Origin of the sequence: Neobacillus niacini, assembly GCF_000759675.1 — a bacterium.
GTDB classification, from domain to species: domain Bacteria; phylum Bacillota; class Bacilli; order Bacillales; family Cytobacillaceae; genus Neobacillus; species Neobacillus niacini_A.
In genome coordinates this window covers 1-19,037 of record NZ_BAWM01000013.1, presented here as the reverse complement: position 1 = coordinate 19,037, position 19,037 = coordinate 1, and the positions used below count along the sequence as shown (strand labels likewise).

General features: G+C 37.3%; 16 protein-coding genes. 5 read left to right on the top strand and 11 right to left on the bottom strand.

Annotated elements, in window-relative coordinates; genetic code table 11:
• Nucleotides 1-35: 35 nt before the first annotated feature.
• Together TR08_RS06110 and TR08_RS06105 are read right to left on the bottom strand one after the other, a co-directional pair.
• Nucleotides 36-488: a DMT family transporter gene (locus TR08_RS06110; protein ID WP_238579092.1), complete on the bottom strand. Its 453-nt coding sequence runs from the start codon at nucleotides 486-488 to the stop codon at nucleotides 36-38.
• Between the two features lie 434 nt (nucleotides 489-922).
• Nucleotides 923-4,162 (bottom strand): chondroitinase family polysaccharide lyase, encoded by a 3,240-nt coding sequence (locus TR08_RS06105; RefSeq protein WP_052427357.1) that lies wholly within the window; start codon nucleotides 4,160-4,162, stop codon nucleotides 923-925.
• 283 nt (nucleotides 4,163-4,445) lie between these two features.
• Here TR08_RS06105 and TR08_RS31815 point away from each other — a divergent pair, with 283 nt between their 5' ends.
• Nucleotides 4,446-4,592: a hypothetical protein gene (locus tag TR08_RS31815; RefSeq protein ID WP_202964961.1), complete on the top strand. Its 147-nt coding sequence runs from the start codon at nucleotides 4,446-4,448 to the stop codon at nucleotides 4,590-4,592.
• A gap of 254 nt (nucleotides 4,593-4,846) precedes the next feature.
• Here the strand turns inward: TR08_RS31815 and TR08_RS06100 are convergent, their stop codons facing one another.
• Entirely contained in the window at nucleotides 4,847-6,013 is a 1,167-nt protein-coding gene (locus tag TR08_RS06100) for an MFS transporter (protein WP_045516615.1), read from the bottom strand.
• 346 nt (nucleotides 6,014-6,359) lie between these two features.
• On the bottom strand, nucleotides 6,360-6,506 hold the full coding sequence (locus TR08_RS32390) for a hypothetical protein (RefSeq protein WP_193747685.1): 147 nt from the start codon (nucleotides 6,504-6,506) through the stop codon (nucleotides 6,360-6,362).
• Nucleotides 6,507-7,031: 525 nt separating this feature from the next.
• Here TR08_RS32390 and TR08_RS06095 point away from each other — a divergent pair.
• Nucleotides 7,032-7,580, top strand: a complete 549-nt coding sequence (locus tag TR08_RS06095) for a DUF3231 family protein (protein WP_045516613.1) — start codon at nucleotides 7,032-7,034, stop codon at nucleotides 7,578-7,580.
• A 227-nt stretch (nucleotides 7,581-7,807) separates the two neighbouring features.
• Here the strand turns inward: TR08_RS06095 and TR08_RS33090 are convergent, their stop codons facing one another.
• Nucleotides 7,808-7,987, bottom strand: coding sequence for a GNAT family N-acetyltransferase (locus tag TR08_RS33090; RefSeq protein WP_238579091.1), 180 nt, complete (start codon nucleotides 7,985-7,987; stop codon nucleotides 7,808-7,810).
• A gap of 415 nt (nucleotides 7,988-8,402) precedes the next feature.
• On the opposite strand from TR08_RS33090, the gene TR08_RS06085 reads away from it, so the two are divergent.
• On the top strand, nucleotides 8,403-10,535 hold the full coding sequence (locus TR08_RS06085; protein WP_052427356.1) for a glycoside hydrolase family 3 protein: 2,133 nt from the start codon (nucleotides 8,403-8,405) through the stop codon (nucleotides 10,533-10,535).
• A 624-nt stretch (nucleotides 10,536-11,159) separates the two neighbouring features.
• Here TR08_RS06085 and TR08_RS06080 read toward each other — a convergent pair.
• The 4 genes from TR08_RS06080 to TR08_RS06065 form a co-directional block, all read right to left on the bottom strand.
• Nucleotides 11,160-12,374 (bottom strand): metallophosphoesterase family protein, encoded by a 1,215-nt coding sequence (locus tag TR08_RS06080; RefSeq protein WP_045516611.1) that lies wholly within the window; start codon nucleotides 12,372-12,374, stop codon nucleotides 11,160-11,162.
• A gap of 314 nt (nucleotides 12,375-12,688) precedes the next feature.
• A complete protein-coding gene (locus tag TR08_RS06075; protein ID WP_045516608.1) occupies nucleotides 12,689-13,060 on the bottom strand; it encodes a VOC family protein in 372 nt (123 codons plus the stop codon).
• A 111-nt stretch (nucleotides 13,061-13,171) separates the two neighbouring features.
• On the bottom strand, nucleotides 13,172-14,212 hold the full coding sequence (locus TR08_RS06070) for an IS1595 family transposase (RefSeq protein ID WP_045516606.1): 1,041 nt from the start codon (nucleotides 14,210-14,212) through the stop codon (nucleotides 13,172-13,174).
• A gap of 182 nt (nucleotides 14,213-14,394) precedes the next feature.
• The gene (locus tag TR08_RS06065; protein ID WP_045516605.1) at nucleotides 14,395-15,504 is read right to left on the bottom strand and encodes a cell division protein FtsZ; all 1,110 of its coding nucleotides are present in this window, start codon (nucleotides 15,502-15,504) and stop codon (nucleotides 14,395-14,397) included.
• Between the two features lie 322 nt (nucleotides 15,505-15,826).
• On the opposite strand from TR08_RS06065, the gene TR08_RS06060 reads away from it, so the two are divergent.
• Nucleotides 15,827-16,294, top strand: coding sequence for a low molecular weight protein-tyrosine-phosphatase (locus TR08_RS06060; protein ID WP_045516603.1), 468 nt, complete (start codon nucleotides 15,827-15,829; stop codon nucleotides 16,292-16,294).
• 188 nt (nucleotides 16,295-16,482) lie between these two features.
• On the opposite strand, the gene TR08_RS30800 is transcribed toward TR08_RS06060, so the two are convergent.
• Together TR08_RS30800 and TR08_RS06055 are read right to left on the bottom strand one after the other, a co-directional pair.
• Nucleotides 16,483-16,647: a DinB family protein gene (locus TR08_RS30800; RefSeq protein WP_081954379.1), complete on the bottom strand. Its 165-nt coding sequence runs from the start codon at nucleotides 16,645-16,647 to the stop codon at nucleotides 16,483-16,485.
• Between the two features lie 6 nt (nucleotides 16,648-16,653).
• The gene (locus tag TR08_RS06055) at nucleotides 16,654-17,598 is read right to left on the bottom strand and encodes a DMT family transporter (RefSeq protein WP_045516602.1); all 945 of its coding nucleotides are present in this window, start codon (nucleotides 17,596-17,598) and stop codon (nucleotides 16,654-16,656) included.
• Nucleotides 17,599-17,721: 123 nt separating this feature from the next.
• Between TR08_RS06055 and TR08_RS06050 the strand changes: the two genes are divergently transcribed.
• The gene (locus TR08_RS06050) at nucleotides 17,722-18,612 is read left to right on the top strand and encodes a LysR family transcriptional regulator (RefSeq protein ID WP_045516794.1); all 891 of its coding nucleotides are present in this window, start codon (nucleotides 17,722-17,724) and stop codon (nucleotides 18,610-18,612) included.
• The last annotated feature ends 425 nt before the right edge of the window (nucleotides 18,613-19,037 follow it).

Below are 19,037 nucleotides of genomic sequence, written 5' to 3'. Positions count from 1 at the left end.
CCTACCCCATTGTGAAAGGATTGTTATTTACTTCTTCAAAACCACTTAATGTTTCCCTTAAATATCAAAAACAACGATACCAGCAAAAAGACTAATCCTGTAATGCGATACCAATCAATTGGTATCGGTTGATTGGTGAAGACTCCGAAATGATCAAGTGTAACACTAATAAATAATTGTCCGACAATAACAGCTGTTATCGCTGAAGCTACTCCAATTTTTGGCACGATAGCAACCATGATAGATACATAACCAACCCCAAGGGCTCCACCAAGCAGCTGCCATTTCGAAACGTTTGTTACTTTTAACAGGTCCCCTTTTCCCATGAAAATAACGAGTAATAAGAGGATTATGGTTCCGATAAAAAAAGAAACAAAACTAGCTTCAATTACGCCAATCCTTTTTCCCAACACACCATTGATCCCGGCTTGTAATCCAATACAAGTCACAGCAATAATGGCCAATAATAAGTAAAAAAACATGTACATTATTTTTTCCACCTTTAATTATTACAACCCTAAGTCCAATACAATACTTTAGGGTTGATAATAGTAATGATTATGCTCTTAGGTAAATGACTATGAATAGAGGTTCGTCTACCGGAATCATTTTCGTTTATCCAGGTTGGGAAGAAGAATGGGTCATCTTCAATCATTGAAGCAGATTATTATTTTGATACTTATGAGGATTTTATTCCATTCATTTTAACTATGTCTGTTGTGAAATAATAACGATGTTTTTTTACCTTGAAAAAAGATCTGGAAAATATCCCTATCTATAGATTTAAACTACTCAAATAGGAGTATAAAAAGTACCCCTAAAATATTTCGTTAGTCATAAGTATAAAGGAAAAAAAGAGGTGACCGAATTCCTGTGTCACCTCTTCTTTTAGTTGGAACGAACTTTTTATATGGTGCACAGGTTATTTCGGCTGTAACACAATTTCCATTGGCGCTGCGTCTTTGCTATCGAATTCTAGAACAGTACGTCCGTTTTCAGAGGAGAGAATTCGAATCCGCTCATCTGTTGAATCGGTTTTCCATTCACCTTCAATCGTCAGCTTAAATGCTCTCATAATGCTTTCGGAATGCCGCCAAGTACGAGAATAAATGCTTACTTCTTTTTGGACACCGTTCTCGTCGTATTGATCTTCCTCGATCCCCTCGTATAACCGCAAATCAGGATCGACAGCACTTAGGACGAGTTTCTCCCCATCCATCCGTGTCATGACCATCGTTGGAGTATCAACAGCGCGGACTAAACCTTGATTGACAGAATTATTAGCTTCAAACAATGCATATCCCATAATACCAGTAGCACGATCGTGGACAATATGTGCCATACGATCCTGCTGAAGGACAACGTAAGGAGCCTGATTGGGATCAGCCATAGATTCTCCAAAAGCTTTCATTTTTTCATAATCTGTTTTTACCAAAACTGCATATTGATATTTTCCATCTTTAGGAGATTTTCCGTGATCAATCCAGGCGGTCGCAAAGTTTCCTGAAGTGTCCGATCCATCTTTTTGGTTTTTTGACAATTGTTCTGACCTTGTCATGGAAATCGTTTGTCCAGACGGCAAATAATATCCGTTTGCTTTATTATCGATAAGCCACGCATTTTCAGTCAGTACATCCTGGTCTTTATAAGGAAACTCCTTGATGGCACCTTTTGCAGAAATCCAAACCGGTTCTGCTTCCTCTTTCATATGATTCTGGAACAATGTCGTTTCTGTTGGATACTCACTATTCTCGTTCTCGATGTTCGAACCAAGCGCGACAATTCGATTATCGAAGAAGAAATAGGATTTTCGTGCACGATGGGTTCCATCATATTTTGGATGCTCATGAAGCTTCATAGCAAACATTCCATTCTGCCCTTGCAAGCTTAAGCTCCCCGAATATGTTTCATCAGAGATCAACATTTCCTCAATTCCACTAAAACGATCCACATTCCTAACATTCGAGCGCAGTTTTTCAAATGGCAGATGAATCGTCGTTGTTCCTGGCCAACGATTCCAATCCCATCCATCATGTACATAGCCACTATCCTGGTGATTACCGTAGCCCATAATTTGCATTTGTCCATAAGACATGTAACGCCCATAAAGATTAGCATTTTCATAGGTTTCATTACCCCATAAATAACGGCTGAATCCTTTTACACCAACCAGCCAATTATCGCGTCTCTGTAACCCAAGATTGGCATAATTCATCGACCAAAAACCATTTGGATCAGACTCTGCTTTGATGCCCATTGCTTGAAATTGTCTAACGGTAGAATCTACGTTATCTGCAAGTCGTATATATGCCGCTGCTACTTCTCTATCAACGGCTTCAGTTCCGTCCGGTGTCCCTGCTAAAGCCATATAACGATAAGGGGGCAGCGTTAATGCACCTTTTCCATCCGGATGACGCCCTGCAATACTGATTAACCACTGTGTTTTATTGGAATAAAGCCGCATGGATAATAATGCTTTTTTTAGAGTCGCATGAGCATCTTCATCCACCCTAAATGGAGTACCTGATAATACATACATCATTGGAGTGACTCCATTGAATGCATCCTTCGCGTAAGCAGGGTAGTGATTGTCATGATGGTAGGCAGATCCGTCGTTCTTGAATGAAGGATTTAATCCTTTGGCAGGTCGAAGTCCTTGAGACAGCCAGGAAGAAAAGCTTTCCAGATCTCTAACTTTTTCTTTAGAATCCTCTTGTACAAGAATACTTGCCAGCATTCCGTTTAATGTTGTATTTAAAATGTCAATGTTCCCCTCTATTTCTTCTTTTGGAAAATAGATTTTGCCTGCACCACTTAACCAGAAAAGTGACTTTTGGGTTCTGTCTAATATGCCGGCGTCCTTAAGAACATCACGCATCAAAAAAGCAGAAGTATAAAAACCGCGAATATTATAACCAAGATGATGCATGGTGCCTTGACCACTTCCATCATTCCATCCCTGATCGGCCAGATGGTCTGCCAAATCGATATACATGGACTTTAACTCATATTTCAAAGTCGCATCATCTGTTGAGAGATACGTGTTTGCCACCAGTTGCATAAAATCCGTAAAAGCTTTGAGATCTACCGTATTACTTAACTCCTTGAAGGATTCTTTTAATGGAGCTGGCACTTGATCAAAATGTGGCATAAAAAGCGAAGCACCCCTTATGGCCCCATCTTCACGCTGAATCCCGTAGGAAGCATAACGAGTGCGTATGTCGTTGAGTAAGGCTTCTGTAACTTTTTGTTTCTGAAAAACCAATTCTGTTAATGTATCTTCTATTTTTCGAATTCCCGTCAAATCTGATTCTGTCACTTCTAGTGGAGGTTCTGGAGGTGTCTGTCTGGAATAATGCAAAAGTCCCAACCAATGAGCGTTTGCGCCATCTTTAACACCTGGATTAACGAACGGAACTTGTAAATCTGGTGTGTGATGACGTGGATCAAGTGGGGTAGAAAGCATCATGGAGTCGAAATACAAAGTACCTGACCCGGATTCAGGAGCGACAATCGTCATCCGATTCATGTTAGGTTGGGGTGCTCCTTCCATATCACGCTCAAATGAGACCCAGGCAGTTCTCCAGCCGCTAAAATTTAAGTTCATTTTAAACGAGCTGTCCACTTGATTGCCTCTGCCAAATTGAAAGGTCACGGTATCATTTACTGGTTTTTCATTATAAACCCAGACCACAAAGGTTTGGATGGATTGGTCCTTGTCATTTGGTACAAAAGGCTCAAATTGAATTTTTTCTTTTACCAATAGCTTAGAGCCACTAGTGTAATCCCATTTAAGTGAGTGTTTACCATCTTTGACGTGACGGGAATCCATTTCAAGATTACCTCCGTTTTTTGTCTCAAATGAATTAGGTACGCCATTTTCGAACATAAAAAGTGGAATATCTAGGGTTTGTGCTTCCATCTCCAGATTCTTGGCACGGGATGCTGTTTCATATTCTTCTGCTGCGAAACTAGCATTCAACATTAGTGTTTCAGAGGCAAATGCTTCTGGTACCACAGCTGTTATTGGAACAATCAATGAAGCAGTAAGTGATAAAGCAATGAACCTTTTTCCATTACTCCCCTTAAAAACCTTGGTCCTTGACAATTCATTTCTTTCGTTATGTAGATGTTCATATTGACCCTCATTTGGTTTCTTCAATTTACTCTCCCCTTCCCCTTCGTATCAGAAAATATAAAACGCTTACAAGATTTCATTATAGGTAAAAAAGGAGATAAGTTAAGGCTAAAATTTTATACCCCGTATGAGACTTCTAACGACATTTAGGCTTATTTCGAGCGGGTACAGACAACAAATTAAAAGGTCGAGGTGACTTGATTTTTAATGAAAGAGAAAAAACACCAACGAAAAGATTGGCTGGTGCCTGACACGTTTTTTTAATTAGCCCCGCTTTAAGAAGAAACCCAAAATAGGAGGCATAATTATGAAGGTCCTTCTTTTCGGGGCTACGGGGATGGTTGGACAAGGTGTACTGCGTGAGTGTTTGCTTGGTGAAAGTGTCCAAAGTGTTCTATCGGTTGGCAGCCTTGTATGTAGAGAGCCACTCATGTTTTTGGTATTTATAAAATGATATCAATTGTAGTATGTTTTATGAATGTAAAAAAAGCAAAAATATACAAGTAGAGCATAAAAACTTGCATATCTTAGGCCTTTTAATTTTATTCCTTATTATGTTAATGCACCCGTTACTTTAAGTACAATAGTTCACATACTATGATTAAAAAGCCGTATTCCTATAATGGGTACCGCCAACATTTTAAGCAAGTATCAACCAAAACAAATCCACCTCTATTAACATAGAAGTGGATTTGTTTTTAGATCGATTTATATATTTTTATACCTTTTCTTTTCATTTAAAAAATCCTTATAGACTAAAACAGCAATAACAATAAAACTTAGACTAATAATCCGGAAGATCATCTCTAAACTAATCCATTCAGCTAAAATCCCTAATACAAATGCGCTAACTCCAACACCAACGTCAAAACTGGAAAGAAAGGTTGCGTTGGCTGCTCCACTTTTCTCTTCACTTACCTTTTGAACCGTCCATGTTTGTAAACATGGCATAACAGTTCCATAGCCTGCGCCAAATAAAATCGCAGCAATAATAAGATGAAGATTATTTGTCGTATAAGACAGCATAACAAGTGATAAAAATCCTAGCACTGCAGACACAATGATGATAGACCAAGGTCCTTTTTTGTCATACCATCTTCCTGTAAACGGACGTAGTAAAGTTGCGACACTTGCATTGATAAGGAAGAATAGAAAAATATGATCTAATCCCTTTTGTTTTCCAAAAAGAACTAAGAAAGTAATAATCGCTCCAAAACCAAGTGTTGTAATAATCGTTAGTAATGCTGGGAACCATGCGTCTTTTTCAAAGATCGCATTAAAAAATTGAAATGGCTGCTTCTCAAGTTTAACAGGAGTAGGTGAATATACAAATTGAAGCGCAATTACTGCCAATAAGCTGAGTATTACTGATGACCAAATTAAAATATCGAAGGAAAAAGAGTCATAGATAAGGATACCTATACTCGGTGCAATGATAGCCCCGACTGTTGTTGAAATTGAAAAATACCCCATTCCTTCTCCTAACCGTGTCTTAGGAATTAAATCGACTACAATTGTACTATTGGCTGTGGTTGAAACTCCCCACGCTGCGCCATGGAAAAGTCGTAAAAATAGCAAAAGCCATATAATATTAAGAAAAGGATACAGCATTGTAAAAATCATTAAAGCTGCACTTGCAATAATGGCTAGACTTTTCCGTTGGTTATCAATTAAATAGTACCCTACAAAAGGTCTGATTAGAACAGCTCCTAGTGTAAATAAAGTTATCATTAAACCTACTTGAATCGAAGATGCATTCATGCTTAACAAATAGGCTGGTAAAATAGGTAGCAACATTTCAAACCCTATAAAAACTAAAAAGTTGCTTATAAATAAAAAAAGAAATGATTTATTAAAGATTCTTTGATTTTTCATATTATTATTCCTCGCTTCTAATTATTTTTCTAAATTAGAAGCGTTTGAAACACTGAAACCTTTCTATATTGCCTAAGTTTTTTTAGCAATTGTCTCACCCTTTCTAAAACTCCTTTATTGACATCACACCAATTAATACAACTTGGTTTTTCGGTATTGGTGGTCCCTTACCTGACCTTTTTCCACTTTTTCATGAATCTCATCCAACAAGAGGTCGTATATAAATATTCATCATCTTAATTCTTCTCCTTTAAAACACAAAAAGACGCCATATAAAACCGGCGTCTAGTAAATTGCTTAGTATTTATTCAAAATGCGCAAAAAATTAAGGGATTTTCTACAGATTCTAAAATAAAAAGACAAAAAGCTTCCGGTAGCTGTTATCTATATGAAGTTTACTTAAAAAAGGACAGACTGGTCCCGTTGCAAGTAAATCTCCTAGATGTAAATATGACTTTACTTCTGTTGCAATACTTTTGATAACAGTTTCCATGACTTTTTGCCTCCTTTCTTAATATTAGTAAATAGTTTTATCAAATTCTAATATATGTTGATAAAAAAAGCAAGTCCATCTGAGGATCCGTTATTGGCATTACTAATCACCTTTAATTATAACTAATCTTTAGTGTTCATCTAAGTTCAATTACTCATTGTATCTCAGTTTCTTCCGTTTAAATAAGTGGGGACTTCCTTGGGAGGTTAACATCTTTTAGCCTCACGAGAACCTTATTTTCCGATAAAGAACTGCCTTATTTTATTTAGATAAATATTCTTTGCCTAGCAGTTTAAAATTTTCCAACTCTAAGATTTTTTATTAATAGCATATCTGCTGTATCTTCAAGTAAAGCACCCGTTTGTTTAACAAGCAGATTAAATTCAAAAATTCACTTAATGATGGCACTAATTTTCGTTGATTAATCAAAGTCTAGCCTTCCAATCGTATATTCCATTAACCGACCCGTTTAATTTTATTAAATATGGGAAAATTATACCTTAAAAGAGATGAGGGTGAATGAATATGCCTAATGTTTTTGAAACAGTTATCGATTACATCAAAACTACAGTTGATAATGAACCAAAGTCTCGTCCACATATTGGTGAAGCGATGGGTTGTTGGCTTTATTACACAGCAATAGCAGAAGAAATCCCCGCACTTGAAGCATCTTTAAATACATCAACGGATGACGAATTACTTAGTTTAATAAGGAGATCCTTAAATTTAGCCCATCATCAAAAACAAATATTAGAAAAATTTATGATTGAAGAAGGAATCCCTTTAGCTCCTATAGCACAATCTAAACCAAAATCTGATCCTAATAGTGTTCCATTAGGTGTAAAAGTTACAGATGATGAAATAGCAAACTTTATTTCTATAAAGGTTGCTTCCAATATTGTGATGTGTTCAACAAATATATCTCAATGTGTTCGAAATGATATAGGTCTTATGTGGGCAAGATTTCATGCTGAAAAGATGATATTTGGCATGGAAGTAAAAACCGCTATGCGTAAACGTGGATGGATAAAAGTTCCTCCATATTATTATCCTCCTGGGGCACCAAAAAATTAATTTTGGTGCCTCCTACCTTTCTTTCACTATCTGTAATAACCTGTTAAAAATAAGGAAAAAGAGACCCTTCTTTATTGAAGTATCGCTCCCCTAATGACTTGAAATTTTTCTAAAGTAACAGTTGCCACGTCTCTCCAACTAAATCTTGCCCAAAACTATGATGTTTTTCTTCATTTACAAGTTTAAAGCCCTTTTTCTGATAAAAATGACGAGCTTCTTTAAGGACATTATTCGTCCATGACGAGTTTCTTATATCCAACCCGTCTAGAAAAATTAATACATTCTTTAACTAATTGTGAACCTAGACCTAAACCTCTAGCCTTTGGGTCTACAATTAATAAACGAAGTTTAGCCGTATCTTCATTTCCTTCTACAACAAAAATAGAACCCACAATTTCTCCATTCATTTCGGCAATCCAGCAACGTTCTCGCTTAGGTTTATAGTTATTTATAATATCCGATACAATTACGGTGGAGTTTTTATTTTTTACTCTTAATAAATAGTTTCTATTCAATATGGCATTTAATTTTTTTGACACTTAAATTGATAGTTATTAATAATAGGTACTATTTACTAATTTTTAGAATATTAAAAAAACACAAATTTATCTAAAAAAACTCCCTACTGCTTAAGTCCTTCCTTATCGTAAACTAAACTTGCGAAAGAAAGCGTTTACTTGACGTTAGGGGGATTGTCTACAAGGATAAAATTCTACTATTTTTTTGTTTGGCTGTGTTAAACTGGTCTGTTGATTTGTGTTTCAGGCGTTTCATTCTACATAGCCTAGTATTTAAGTCTATATAAATGGGGGAGGAAAAAAGGTGGGTTTATTGAAAAAGATAAAGAAAGCAGCTGTATTATCGGCAGTGGCACTGATGTTGTCATCGCTAGTGATCCCTAATGCCTCGGCTGACCGCGGAAATGAAAACAAGGCAGTGGTCAAAACAGTCCCTCAACTTAGTGTAACTTCCAAGGATATTCTTACCGTCAAAGGTAAAGAGTACAAAGATTTAAATAATAACGGAAAATTAGACAAATATGAAAACTGGGAGCTCCCAGTAAATGCACGTGTAAAGGATCTTGTTAAGCAGATGACCCTTGAGGAAAAGGCCGGGATGATGTTAATCTCTTCTCATTATATGGGTAACAGCAGGTCCTGTCCGGATACGGTGGGGAGTTTAACGTGTGAACAAGATACAGAAACAACCATTAATCGCTGGTCTGTTCCTGGTCAGCAATTCTATGAGTTTAATCCGCCGATTGTAGAAGCATCTGCCGCTACAAAGGGCATTCAGGAAAGAAATTTACGTTACTTAATTATTCGTGACAATCCTTCCGCAAAAGATTTAGCAACATGGATCAATGAGCTGCAAGAAATTTCAGAGGATACAAGACTAGGAATTCCTGTAGTCATGACATCGAATCCTCGAAACCATGCTGGGAATTTAGCATTTGGTTTTAGCGAAGCATCTGGTCAGTTTTCTGTATGGCCGGGTGAATTAGGCCTTGCTGCGACACGTGATGCCGAACTAGTAAAGGAATTTGGGCAAATTGCAGCAAAAGAATGGACCTCTACAGGAATCCGTAAAGGTTATATGTACATGGCAGATGTCGTGACAGACCCTCTTTGGAATCGAATCAATGGTACTTTTGGTGAACATCCTGACCTAGCCTCTGAAATGATCTATGCCGTGATAAAAGGCTTCCAAGGTGAAGAGCTTGGCACAAATAGTGTCTCTTTAACGACAAAGCATTTCCCAGGCGGCGGTGCTCGTCAAGATGGTCATGATCCACATTATGAATGGGGTAAATTCAATCCTTATCCAACTGAAGGCAGTTTATATAAGTACCACCTTCCATCTTTTAAAGCAGCGATTGCAGCGGGTACCACATCAATTATGCCTTATTATGCGTACCCAAGTAATGAATACAGCGTACCACAGTTAAAGAACGGCGAAGAGTTTGAAGAAGTGGGCTTTGCGTACAACAAAAGGCTTATTACCGATCTTTTGCGCAAAGAACTTAAATTCCAAGGCTATATTAATAGCGACACTTCCATTATTTATGCCATGCCTTGGGGAGTTGAAAACCTGACAAAGCCTGAACGATATGCGAAAGCAATAAACGCTGGAACCGATATTGTTTCCGGTGAAGCAGATCCTACAGACCTTATCAAGGCAGTCAAAGATGGCTTAATTAAAGAGAAGCGAATCGACGAAGCTGTAACAAGACTATTAACGGAAATGATGGAATTAGGCTTATTTGAAAATCCGTATGTTGATCCGGATAATGCACAAGAAATAGCTGATGACCCAGCTTCACAGGCAAAAGCAGATGAAGCCCATCGAAAATCCATTGTCCTGCTTCGTAATGATCAAGACACATTACCGCTAAAAGATGAGAAGGTCGAAGATATTAAGCTTTATGTAGAGGTATTCTCCTCCGGAACAAGCGGAAGCACTAGAACTGCTGATTTGAAAAAGTCAATTATCCAATATGATCCAGCTATCCAAGTGGTTGACAACTTGGAGGATGCTACTCATGCATTAGTCTATGCGATTCCAAGCACAGTAGCTGATCGTCCGGACATTCCACTTTCTGTGGCACTTGGTGCAGAAACAGGGATCAATGTTGAAAGAATCAAAGAAATTGAAGCAAAAGTACCGACAATCCTTACTGTCAATATGACCAGCCCTTGGCTGATCGGAGAGATTGAAGAAAATGCAGCAGCTACATTAGCGGTTTTCGGAGTGAAAGCAGAAGCGTTAGTTGATGTCATTCGCGGCAAATTTGCTCCAACAGGAAAACTTCCATTTACCATTCCTGCTAATCAGGAAGCCGTAGATAACAACAACGGGGATGTTCCAGGTTATGATGAAGATCCTTCTTATGTATACCGTGATAAAGATGGTAATGCATATGGGTTTGATTTCGGTCTAACCTATGATAAGTAAACAAATGGTAATCAATAAGGTATAAAAAAGTAATAAAATGGGCTGACTTAGAAAAGTCTTTACGATACGGCTAGTATAAGTCAGCCTATATTTCTTTTGTTGCAAAGATATTCTCTCAGGTTATATCTTTTGTCAGGTAATAAATTGTTAAGAGTTTAGTCAAAGTTTATTCATATTTGGGTGGTATGATGAATGTGTGAAAAGAATCCCTCTTTCACACCCCATTTTTCACTAAAAAAAACCCCGTCTCCACTATTGGATTCGGGTTTTTTTGCCTATTATAAAGAAAATCATCTCTCTTTTTTCAACAGTTGTTATCGTTACTCGAAATAGTTTTGCTAAAATACAACGCAAGATTCGTACCAACATAGGGAAGACTTAATTTATAACTCTTATCAAAAAACTAACGAATTAATTTAATTCAAAATGACTTAATTAATTCATTTTGAATTAGTTAAATTAAAGCAAGTTACTTCTCTAAAACTTACCAATTAATATAGCCTATTATAGTTTTTCCATATTAAAAGCCAACTTAGTTTTTAAGTTGGCTTGGTCTTATTTTTTATGATTTATAAAGCAGTTGGTTTCGTTGAAGAAATCAACTGCTTTATTTTTAAATATTAACTATTTTATTACTTTTTCTTTCTTTTTGCTTTCGTCGATTGGAGCCGGAGCAATGCTCTGGTCATTGGCTGTCAAATCAATGCCAAAGTCTTTGGCAAACACCATGTGTGTTTCCACTAGCACATCTGCAGTGTTTTCATCTAAATTAAATACCCTGGCACCGCGTAATCTATTGCGGTTAGCGCCCGGAAGGCCATATGTACCAAAACCAGTGTTTCCGGCATAACCAAGAAGAATCCCATAATAATTACCCATATATGTGTTCACATGATCATGGCCGCAGAAGACACCCTTGACATCTCCTCTTTCCAACATGGCTGTGAACATGCCACTGTTGATTGGACCTGGACATTCATCTTCATTCCTTTCTCCCACAATAGTATGCTTATTCACAGCGTTAGCATGATGTTGGTCCGATCTTCCGTCTACGCTGGCAAACCACATATATCTATGTTCCCAGAGAGGGATGTGAATGAAGACGAGTGAAGGAACCTTATGCCCCCATTGCTGCTCCAATTTTTTGGAAGTCTCGTAATACCAGCTTACCTGGTTAAAACGGAGCCAGTCCCAGGTCGGGTAACCATGAAAGTCTTGACCTGCTATGGTGTTAGGCGCATATCTTCCACTGTCCAGCAGCCAGAGGTTAAAAGCCGCATCCGTGCCTTTGGAATTTTTGATTAGTAGATTCATATTTCCGGTTCCAGTTATATCTTTTACTCCAGGCTTGTTCATATTGTATTTGTAAGACATGTAAATCTCGAGCATGTCCTCTTCATTAAGCCCGCTTTTTGGAGTTGAATCCTCATCATGATTACCGTAAGTAATAGCCCACTTAATCCCTCTTTGCTCCATCGGCTGTGCGACATTATTAATCGCTTGCTTCATCTCGATTGGCGTATCACAACCACCTGTAATGTTGTCACCGTTAAGGACAACAAAATCCGGTTTTTCAGTATCAAGCACTTTTTCCATCAGCTCGACCGTACGACGGTCAATGTTTTCATCATCTTGTGTATCGTTAAACTGTACGATTTTGAATTTTCCGTCTGGATTAAATTGAAGCTTAACATCATCATTTAATTCAGCGTGCGCTTTACCCGTGAACAAATCAGCAGGAAGGACAGCTGATCCAAGTGTTAAAGCGAGTGTACTCATTCCACCGATTTTTATAAAACTTCGTCTGTCCAACCCTTTTTGCAACTCATGATTACTCATAATAAAAACTCCTCATCCCTTTATAAAAATTTTTTAAAAAGTAAATCTATTAAAAGAATAGCTGAGAAGTGTTAATTCTAAGTTTATCCTTTGTAAATTATTGATTATGAATTGGTAAAGATTTCATCAATTTAAACAATCTTGTTTACTCTTTATATCATTTTTGCGGTTTTCTACGTTTTTAAATTTAGGCTTTGTTAAATAGTATTGTTGTTTTTCAGGCAAAAAATATGGGAACGTCTGATTTGGACGTTCCCGTTCTTATTCCGTTAAAGCACCCGTTAATGAAATAAGGTAATTTATTTATTATAATCTTACCAGTGTACTTGAAGTTTATTACCATTTGGGTCATAAAAGTGGAAAAAGGCATGACCATTATCTTCTTTTATATCCTCGACCTTAACTTGATTATCAATTAAGTGTTGATGAAATTTAGATAATTCTGGACTTGTAAAGCCAATGCTAAATTCTTGTTCATTATCAATTGTAAAATGTGCAAATGTTTCATCTTCGGTAGGAACTAAGATAAGTAAGAAAGGTCCTTCATTTACTTTTAAAATTGCAAGTTCCTCAGTATTGTTTAGTAACTGGAGCCCTAATACATCTCTATACCATTGTGCAGACAGTTCTAAATCTTTTACAGGAATTCTAATATAATGTACTTGTTCAATAAATGATTTACTCATAGCCTTCTCTCCTTTATTTAATCCGGTATATCAAATAGTTCCCTTTCTATATACCTTTTTCCTTCCGATTATTGAATTAACCTGCCCTTTAACGGAACAATAAACTTCCTATTATTCAGAAAATTCCGATAACATTAGTTTATCATAAGTTATGTTAACTGAGAAAGAACAACTGTCTAAAACCATTTTGGTTATCGTAAAGTTATCTTTTATATGTTTGATGGTGTCTAAGAATTGGAACCAGCTCAAATAATGGTCTAGATATTTAGTCGCTACACCATTAAAACGCTCCATCCAGCTCTTTAAACGGCTGTGATAACTATTTACATTCTGGATATGATAAATCCCTTTAACTCGCTCCCTACCATTTGCTTTAAAGCGATGATGCTCAATTCCTTTTTCTTTGGCATAAGTCATAAACGCCCGCCAAGCATCCGTACATAGAACATTTTGAATTGATAGCATGGAACCTAACGCTTCGTCCAAACTCTTTTTTATAATCCGCCCTTTTCCAATTGTTCTGGAAAACGTTCTTTTTTGGCGGTCTCTAGCTACAAGAACGCATACTTGGTCCTTGCTTATTACTCTAAACTCTGAACTCCCACCGCGTAACCTTGGTTTTCGTCCTTGGATATTCCGTTTTCCTTTCTCGGAATAGAGAAAATAGGTTTCATCCATTTCTACTATGCCTTGAAAAAGTTCAAAATCCATCTGCTTTAATGCAGTTAGAATTTTATGCCTCCAATTAAAAAGCGTCACATAATGAGCACCAATGAGTTTAGCTGATTTTCGAAGGGAATACCCCTCAATCATACATTCAATAAACTGAAGCCATTTACTCGGCATATGTGTCCTGTGAAGAGGAGTGTTCGTCCTATCTGTGAATGTTTTACAGCACTCTTTGCAGCGGTATCTTTGGCGTTCAATGGTATTGATTGTAGTTTTAACTTGGTATTTACCGAAACGAATGACGTTAGTGGATTGACATTGAGTGCAGGTGTAGCCGTCTTTGTGTTTCTGTTCTGATACATCTTTGAATACAGACTCTGTTTCTGCTGCACTCCCTAATGAGTTTGTAAAGAACTCCTTCAATCGCTGCTGGTCTCTTCGGCTAAGATTTCTGATTTGGTTAATCATGTCCGCTAACACCATTAAAACTCACTCGCTCTCGGTAATTTTAGTCCACCCGTTATAGAATAAATGTTCGAGAAAATCAAATAACAACATTATTCTTTAACAAAGCCTAAATTAAAAAAGGAAACACAACGGATGGGTTCCTCCGCATGTGTTTCCTTTTACTCAGTATTCATTTTGAATACTGAATGAGATTCTAATTATTTCTGATACTTATTTAACTTGGAAGTGATAGATACTGGCTTTCTATCCTGTTTTATAAGTTTTAAGTTGGATGCCCAACGGATTCCAGACTCGTAATTTTGGGTCTGTTCTTTTTTCACAAGCTCCTCTAATCGTTCTTTGTTTTTTTCAAGAGATTCTTCAACAGAAAGCATCCGGCGCGTTGGGAATGGTAGTCCAGCAAGAATGGTTGTGATCGTAGGGTCAGATTCTGAAATATAGGTTCCTTCAAATAATTGCAGCGGTTCGCCCACCCTCTCAAAAATGGAAGGTACATTAATCAGCTTTGAAATGTTCTCTGGACCTTCATAGATAAGCCCAGCCCGGATTACGCCTTGTGATTCAACAGGACAGAATATCGAGTTCGCCCAAGAAATCTGTACTTTCTTCGAGACATCCGAAGTGGTTTTCGCATCCGTAATCGTTGCGGAAGTGATCATCGTTACGCCTCTTGTTCCAAGGATATTCATCAGATCGGATTCATCGAAGTTGCCATAGAAAGAACTCTTTTTCGTTATTTTCAAGAGAAAACTAATAGCCTCTATGGCTTGATGATTAGCCGCAACGTAAATCTCGTGTTTACTGGATTGCGGTTTCATTTTACGCATTTGATCATTGTCGACGAGGAATACAGAAGAAATGCCTTCTATATTGGAAAGTTGTTCGATACACTCGGCCGTATTGATGCGATTTCCTGCTAATACGTTCCGTTCAGGGATAATCGCGATCGCCCCTACCTTGACACCAGGCAACTGATCGACTAACAGATCAATTAACATTGGACTCATCCCAGACCCTGTGCCACCGTCCGTTGAAAAAGCCACTAAAAGAAGCTTGATGTTTTTAAAGGAGCTGCTAACAAAATCAATGATCTCCTTATAGTTTTCTTGAAGAGCCCGTAATCCTAATGAACGATCTTGACCTGCACCATTATATCCTGGAACAAAATACTTTTTTTCTACCCGCGTGTTTACAACACCATCACGTTGATTCGTATTAATGAGAGCTGTTTGAAAATTCAAGGCTGATGCAATTTCTGCAATATTCCCACCTGCTTGACCTACGCCCAAGATTCCAATCGATTTCACTAAACACTCCTCCTTATTAGCTAAAATCTTATCTAAGTTGAAAATTTTGAAGGATTTTTAACCAAATCATTGATATGGATAAAAACAACCTTAAAACATTTGTACTATTTAGATGGGCAGATTATGACCGAAAACAGTCCTACTCTTTCATTAAATCTATTTTTATGGCAGGGCTTGCCGCGACTATCGTGGGATTAGCGCATTCTTGGTCCACATAAAGCTTTGTTCTTCTACTTTTCATTTTACATTCATTGATAATATACTTAGAATGGTCGTTATGGAATACTAAACGTAGTTTAAAAGATTAAAAGGAGTTAATGATATGATTAATGTTTTATTTGTTTGCTTGGGAAACATTTGCCGTTCACCAATGGCTGAGGCATTGTTTCGTGACTTACTGAAAAAAGAAAATTTGTCAGAGAAAGTTACTGTTGATTCAGCTGCTACAAGTGCTTGGCATATAGGTTCTCCTCCCCATAAAGGAACCCTAACCATTCTAAAAAAATACAACATTTCATCAGATGATCTTGTTGGACGACAATTAACGAAAAAAGACTTTGAAAAGTTCGACTATATCATTGGTATGGATGAGAGCAATGTAAAGAACATTTTCGAGATAACCGGTAAACCTCGGCATCCAAAAATCATACGTCTGCTCGATTTAACGGAACATAACAAAGATGTCCCTGATCCATATTACACGGGAGATTTTGAAGAAACCTTTCAGCTGATTTCAGATGGCTGTCGAGCATTGCTCGAAAAAATTCGTAATGAACAAAACTTAACATAAAAAACATCCCACCTATAATACGATTGGTGGGATGTTTTTTATGTTAAATAAGCTTATAACCCCATATCTAAAGCTAGGGGTTTAGACTGTTTCTTGATAACAATGAATGTATCTTCTTATGAAAAACACACTGCCTTTATTATTTGTTTTATATTCTCTTATATAAAAAATAACGATCAATCTCTACATCATCTTCTAAATGTAATGAAGTCAACATTAATTGGTTCAAGGTCTGCTGCTCTTAGAAGTTGATTGATCTGTCCTCGATGGTACTGACCATGAAGGGCAACATGGGTTAAGATATCCCTTATTGAATGATGGAAATCTGTACCTTTACTATTGTTACATTGGATAGTAAGCTAGGCTTCAGAACCGTCAACTGTTTGATTGAATCTTTTTCTCATAAAGGGCTTTTTAAAATTGATCTTAGCAGTTAAGACACCTAGTAAGATTAGAATGGCCCCTAAATATCCTTTGGCTGGGAGTGTTTCATTTACGAAAATAAAAGCAAATAATGAAGCGAAAACGGGTTCTAATGAAAATATAAGACCTGTGTGCGTTGGTGTTGTATATTTTTGAGCATAGGCTTGACCGATAAAACCAATTGCACTACAAAGTATGCTTAAAGCCAAAATAGCAACCCATGATTCCGTTGTGTTCGGAAGATGTGGCTTTTCGAAAAATAATGAAAATAGTAACCCCCATGCCCCGGCAAATCCAAGTTGTAAAATCCCCAGTGTGATGGAATCAACATTTTTCGTCAACTTATCAGTTAAAATGATGAAAATGGCATAAAATACTGCACCTAAAATGATTAGGAAGTCTCCGGAATTAATCGTTAATTCATTATTTAATGTTAAAAGAGCAATTCCTGTAATAGAGGCGACCACGCCAAAAACAACTTTTATTTCTGGTTTTTTTCTAAAAAGGATCGCTAATAACAACGGGACAAATACCACTGAAAGACTAAATAAAAATCCTGCATTTGAAATTGACGTGAATTTTAATCCGATCGTAACAACAGACATTATTAAGAACAAGATTGACCCTAATAAAAATCCATAAAAAATCGTTTTAACATCAATATGTATTAAGCGCTTGTAAAATACAGCTCCGGCTAAAATAAAGGCTATGCCAAAACGTAATGCTATCAAGTTAAACCCTTGAAAAGAATCGAGACCCATCTTCATAAACAAATAAGATGACCCCCAAATCATAGTAACGATCAGCATCATGAGATCTGCTTTTAATTGAGTGTCTGATTCTCTCCCATCTACTATCCGAGACAATTTATTTTGATTCATCTTTTGATCACCTATACTTTCACGAATTGATATTTTATAAGTATAATTGTAAAATTAAGATTAGGAAAATGAATGTTTTCGAAGATTAACATGAATAAAATTCATGCAAAAGGAGTGGTCAAACTGTCTCTTGCTAAGTTTGAGATATTTAGTACTGTCGTGGAATTAGGGAGCCTTACGAAAGCCGGTGAAACACTAGGTTTAAGTCAATCTGCTGTCAGCCATGCCATTACCAGCCTTGAATCAGAATGGGGATTATCTATACTCAATCGAGGGCGCTCAGGTATCCATTTGACCAGTAACGGAGAGCGTCTCTTAAAATACATTCGTGAAATTCTAAAGTTGAACGAGGAAATGGTTCAAGAGATAGCTAATATCAATGGGCTGGAAATCGGTACAGTACGGATTGGAACGATTTCAAGTGTGTCCATTCACTGGCTCCCTGAAATCATGAAAATATTTAATAAGGCTCACCCAACTATCGAGGTTAAACTCCTGGAGGGGGATTATGATGCCGTCGAGCATTGGATATCAACTGGTTTGGTTGATTTTGGTTTTGTGTCTCTACCGACTTCGCAACACTTTGAAGTGATTTCCTTAAGAAAAGATAGAATGCTCTGTATCCTCTCAAATGAACACCCTCTTGCCGAACAAAATGAGATTCGTTTTGAAATAATCAAATCGGAGCCTCTAATCAAGGCGAAAAAAGGGAGCGATAACGATTTAAATCGAATTTTAAAAGAGAACAATGTTACCCCTAATATAAAATTTGAACTTTCAGATGACCAAGCAATTATTTCAATGGTTGGAAATGGTTTGGGAATCAGTATACTTCCTGAAATGGTTTTACATCGGGTTCCAACGAACGTTCGAGCTCTTAAGTTAGAGGGAGAAAATTATCGTACAATTGGTATTGCTGCTACATCTTTTAAAACCCTTGCTCCAGCTACGAAAAAGTTCATTGAATATCTGAAATCATGGCTAAGAGAGCCTCCACACTTTAATACAGATTAAATTGGTATTTACTTCATGAAAAAGTAGCTTTAGTTCAATAACTAAAGGGTTCCGTTTTGGGGTGCTTTTCTAAAAATTCAAGCCGAAATGACATCTGTTTTGGTATATCTATTGGCATATAAAAAGGCGAAACTCGCCACAATATTTGTGGCGAGTTTTGCTCGTTTATTGTCCAGTTCCTTCTTCAACTAACGCACCCGTTAGCCATCCATGCAGCGCAAAATCAGCGCTGCACCACAGAGAATGAAAATGGATCTGGCAGTCCATACTGTTTTAATGCTGGCGAAGAAGGTCTTTAAACTATGGTGCCATTGAGCCCATCCGTTAGTCTGACTCCAACTACCACGGTGTACCACCGACTGTCGCACCCTTTAGGGGTAGCACTCATGGGAGATTAATCCTTTTTCTGGTTGTTGCGCCAGCTT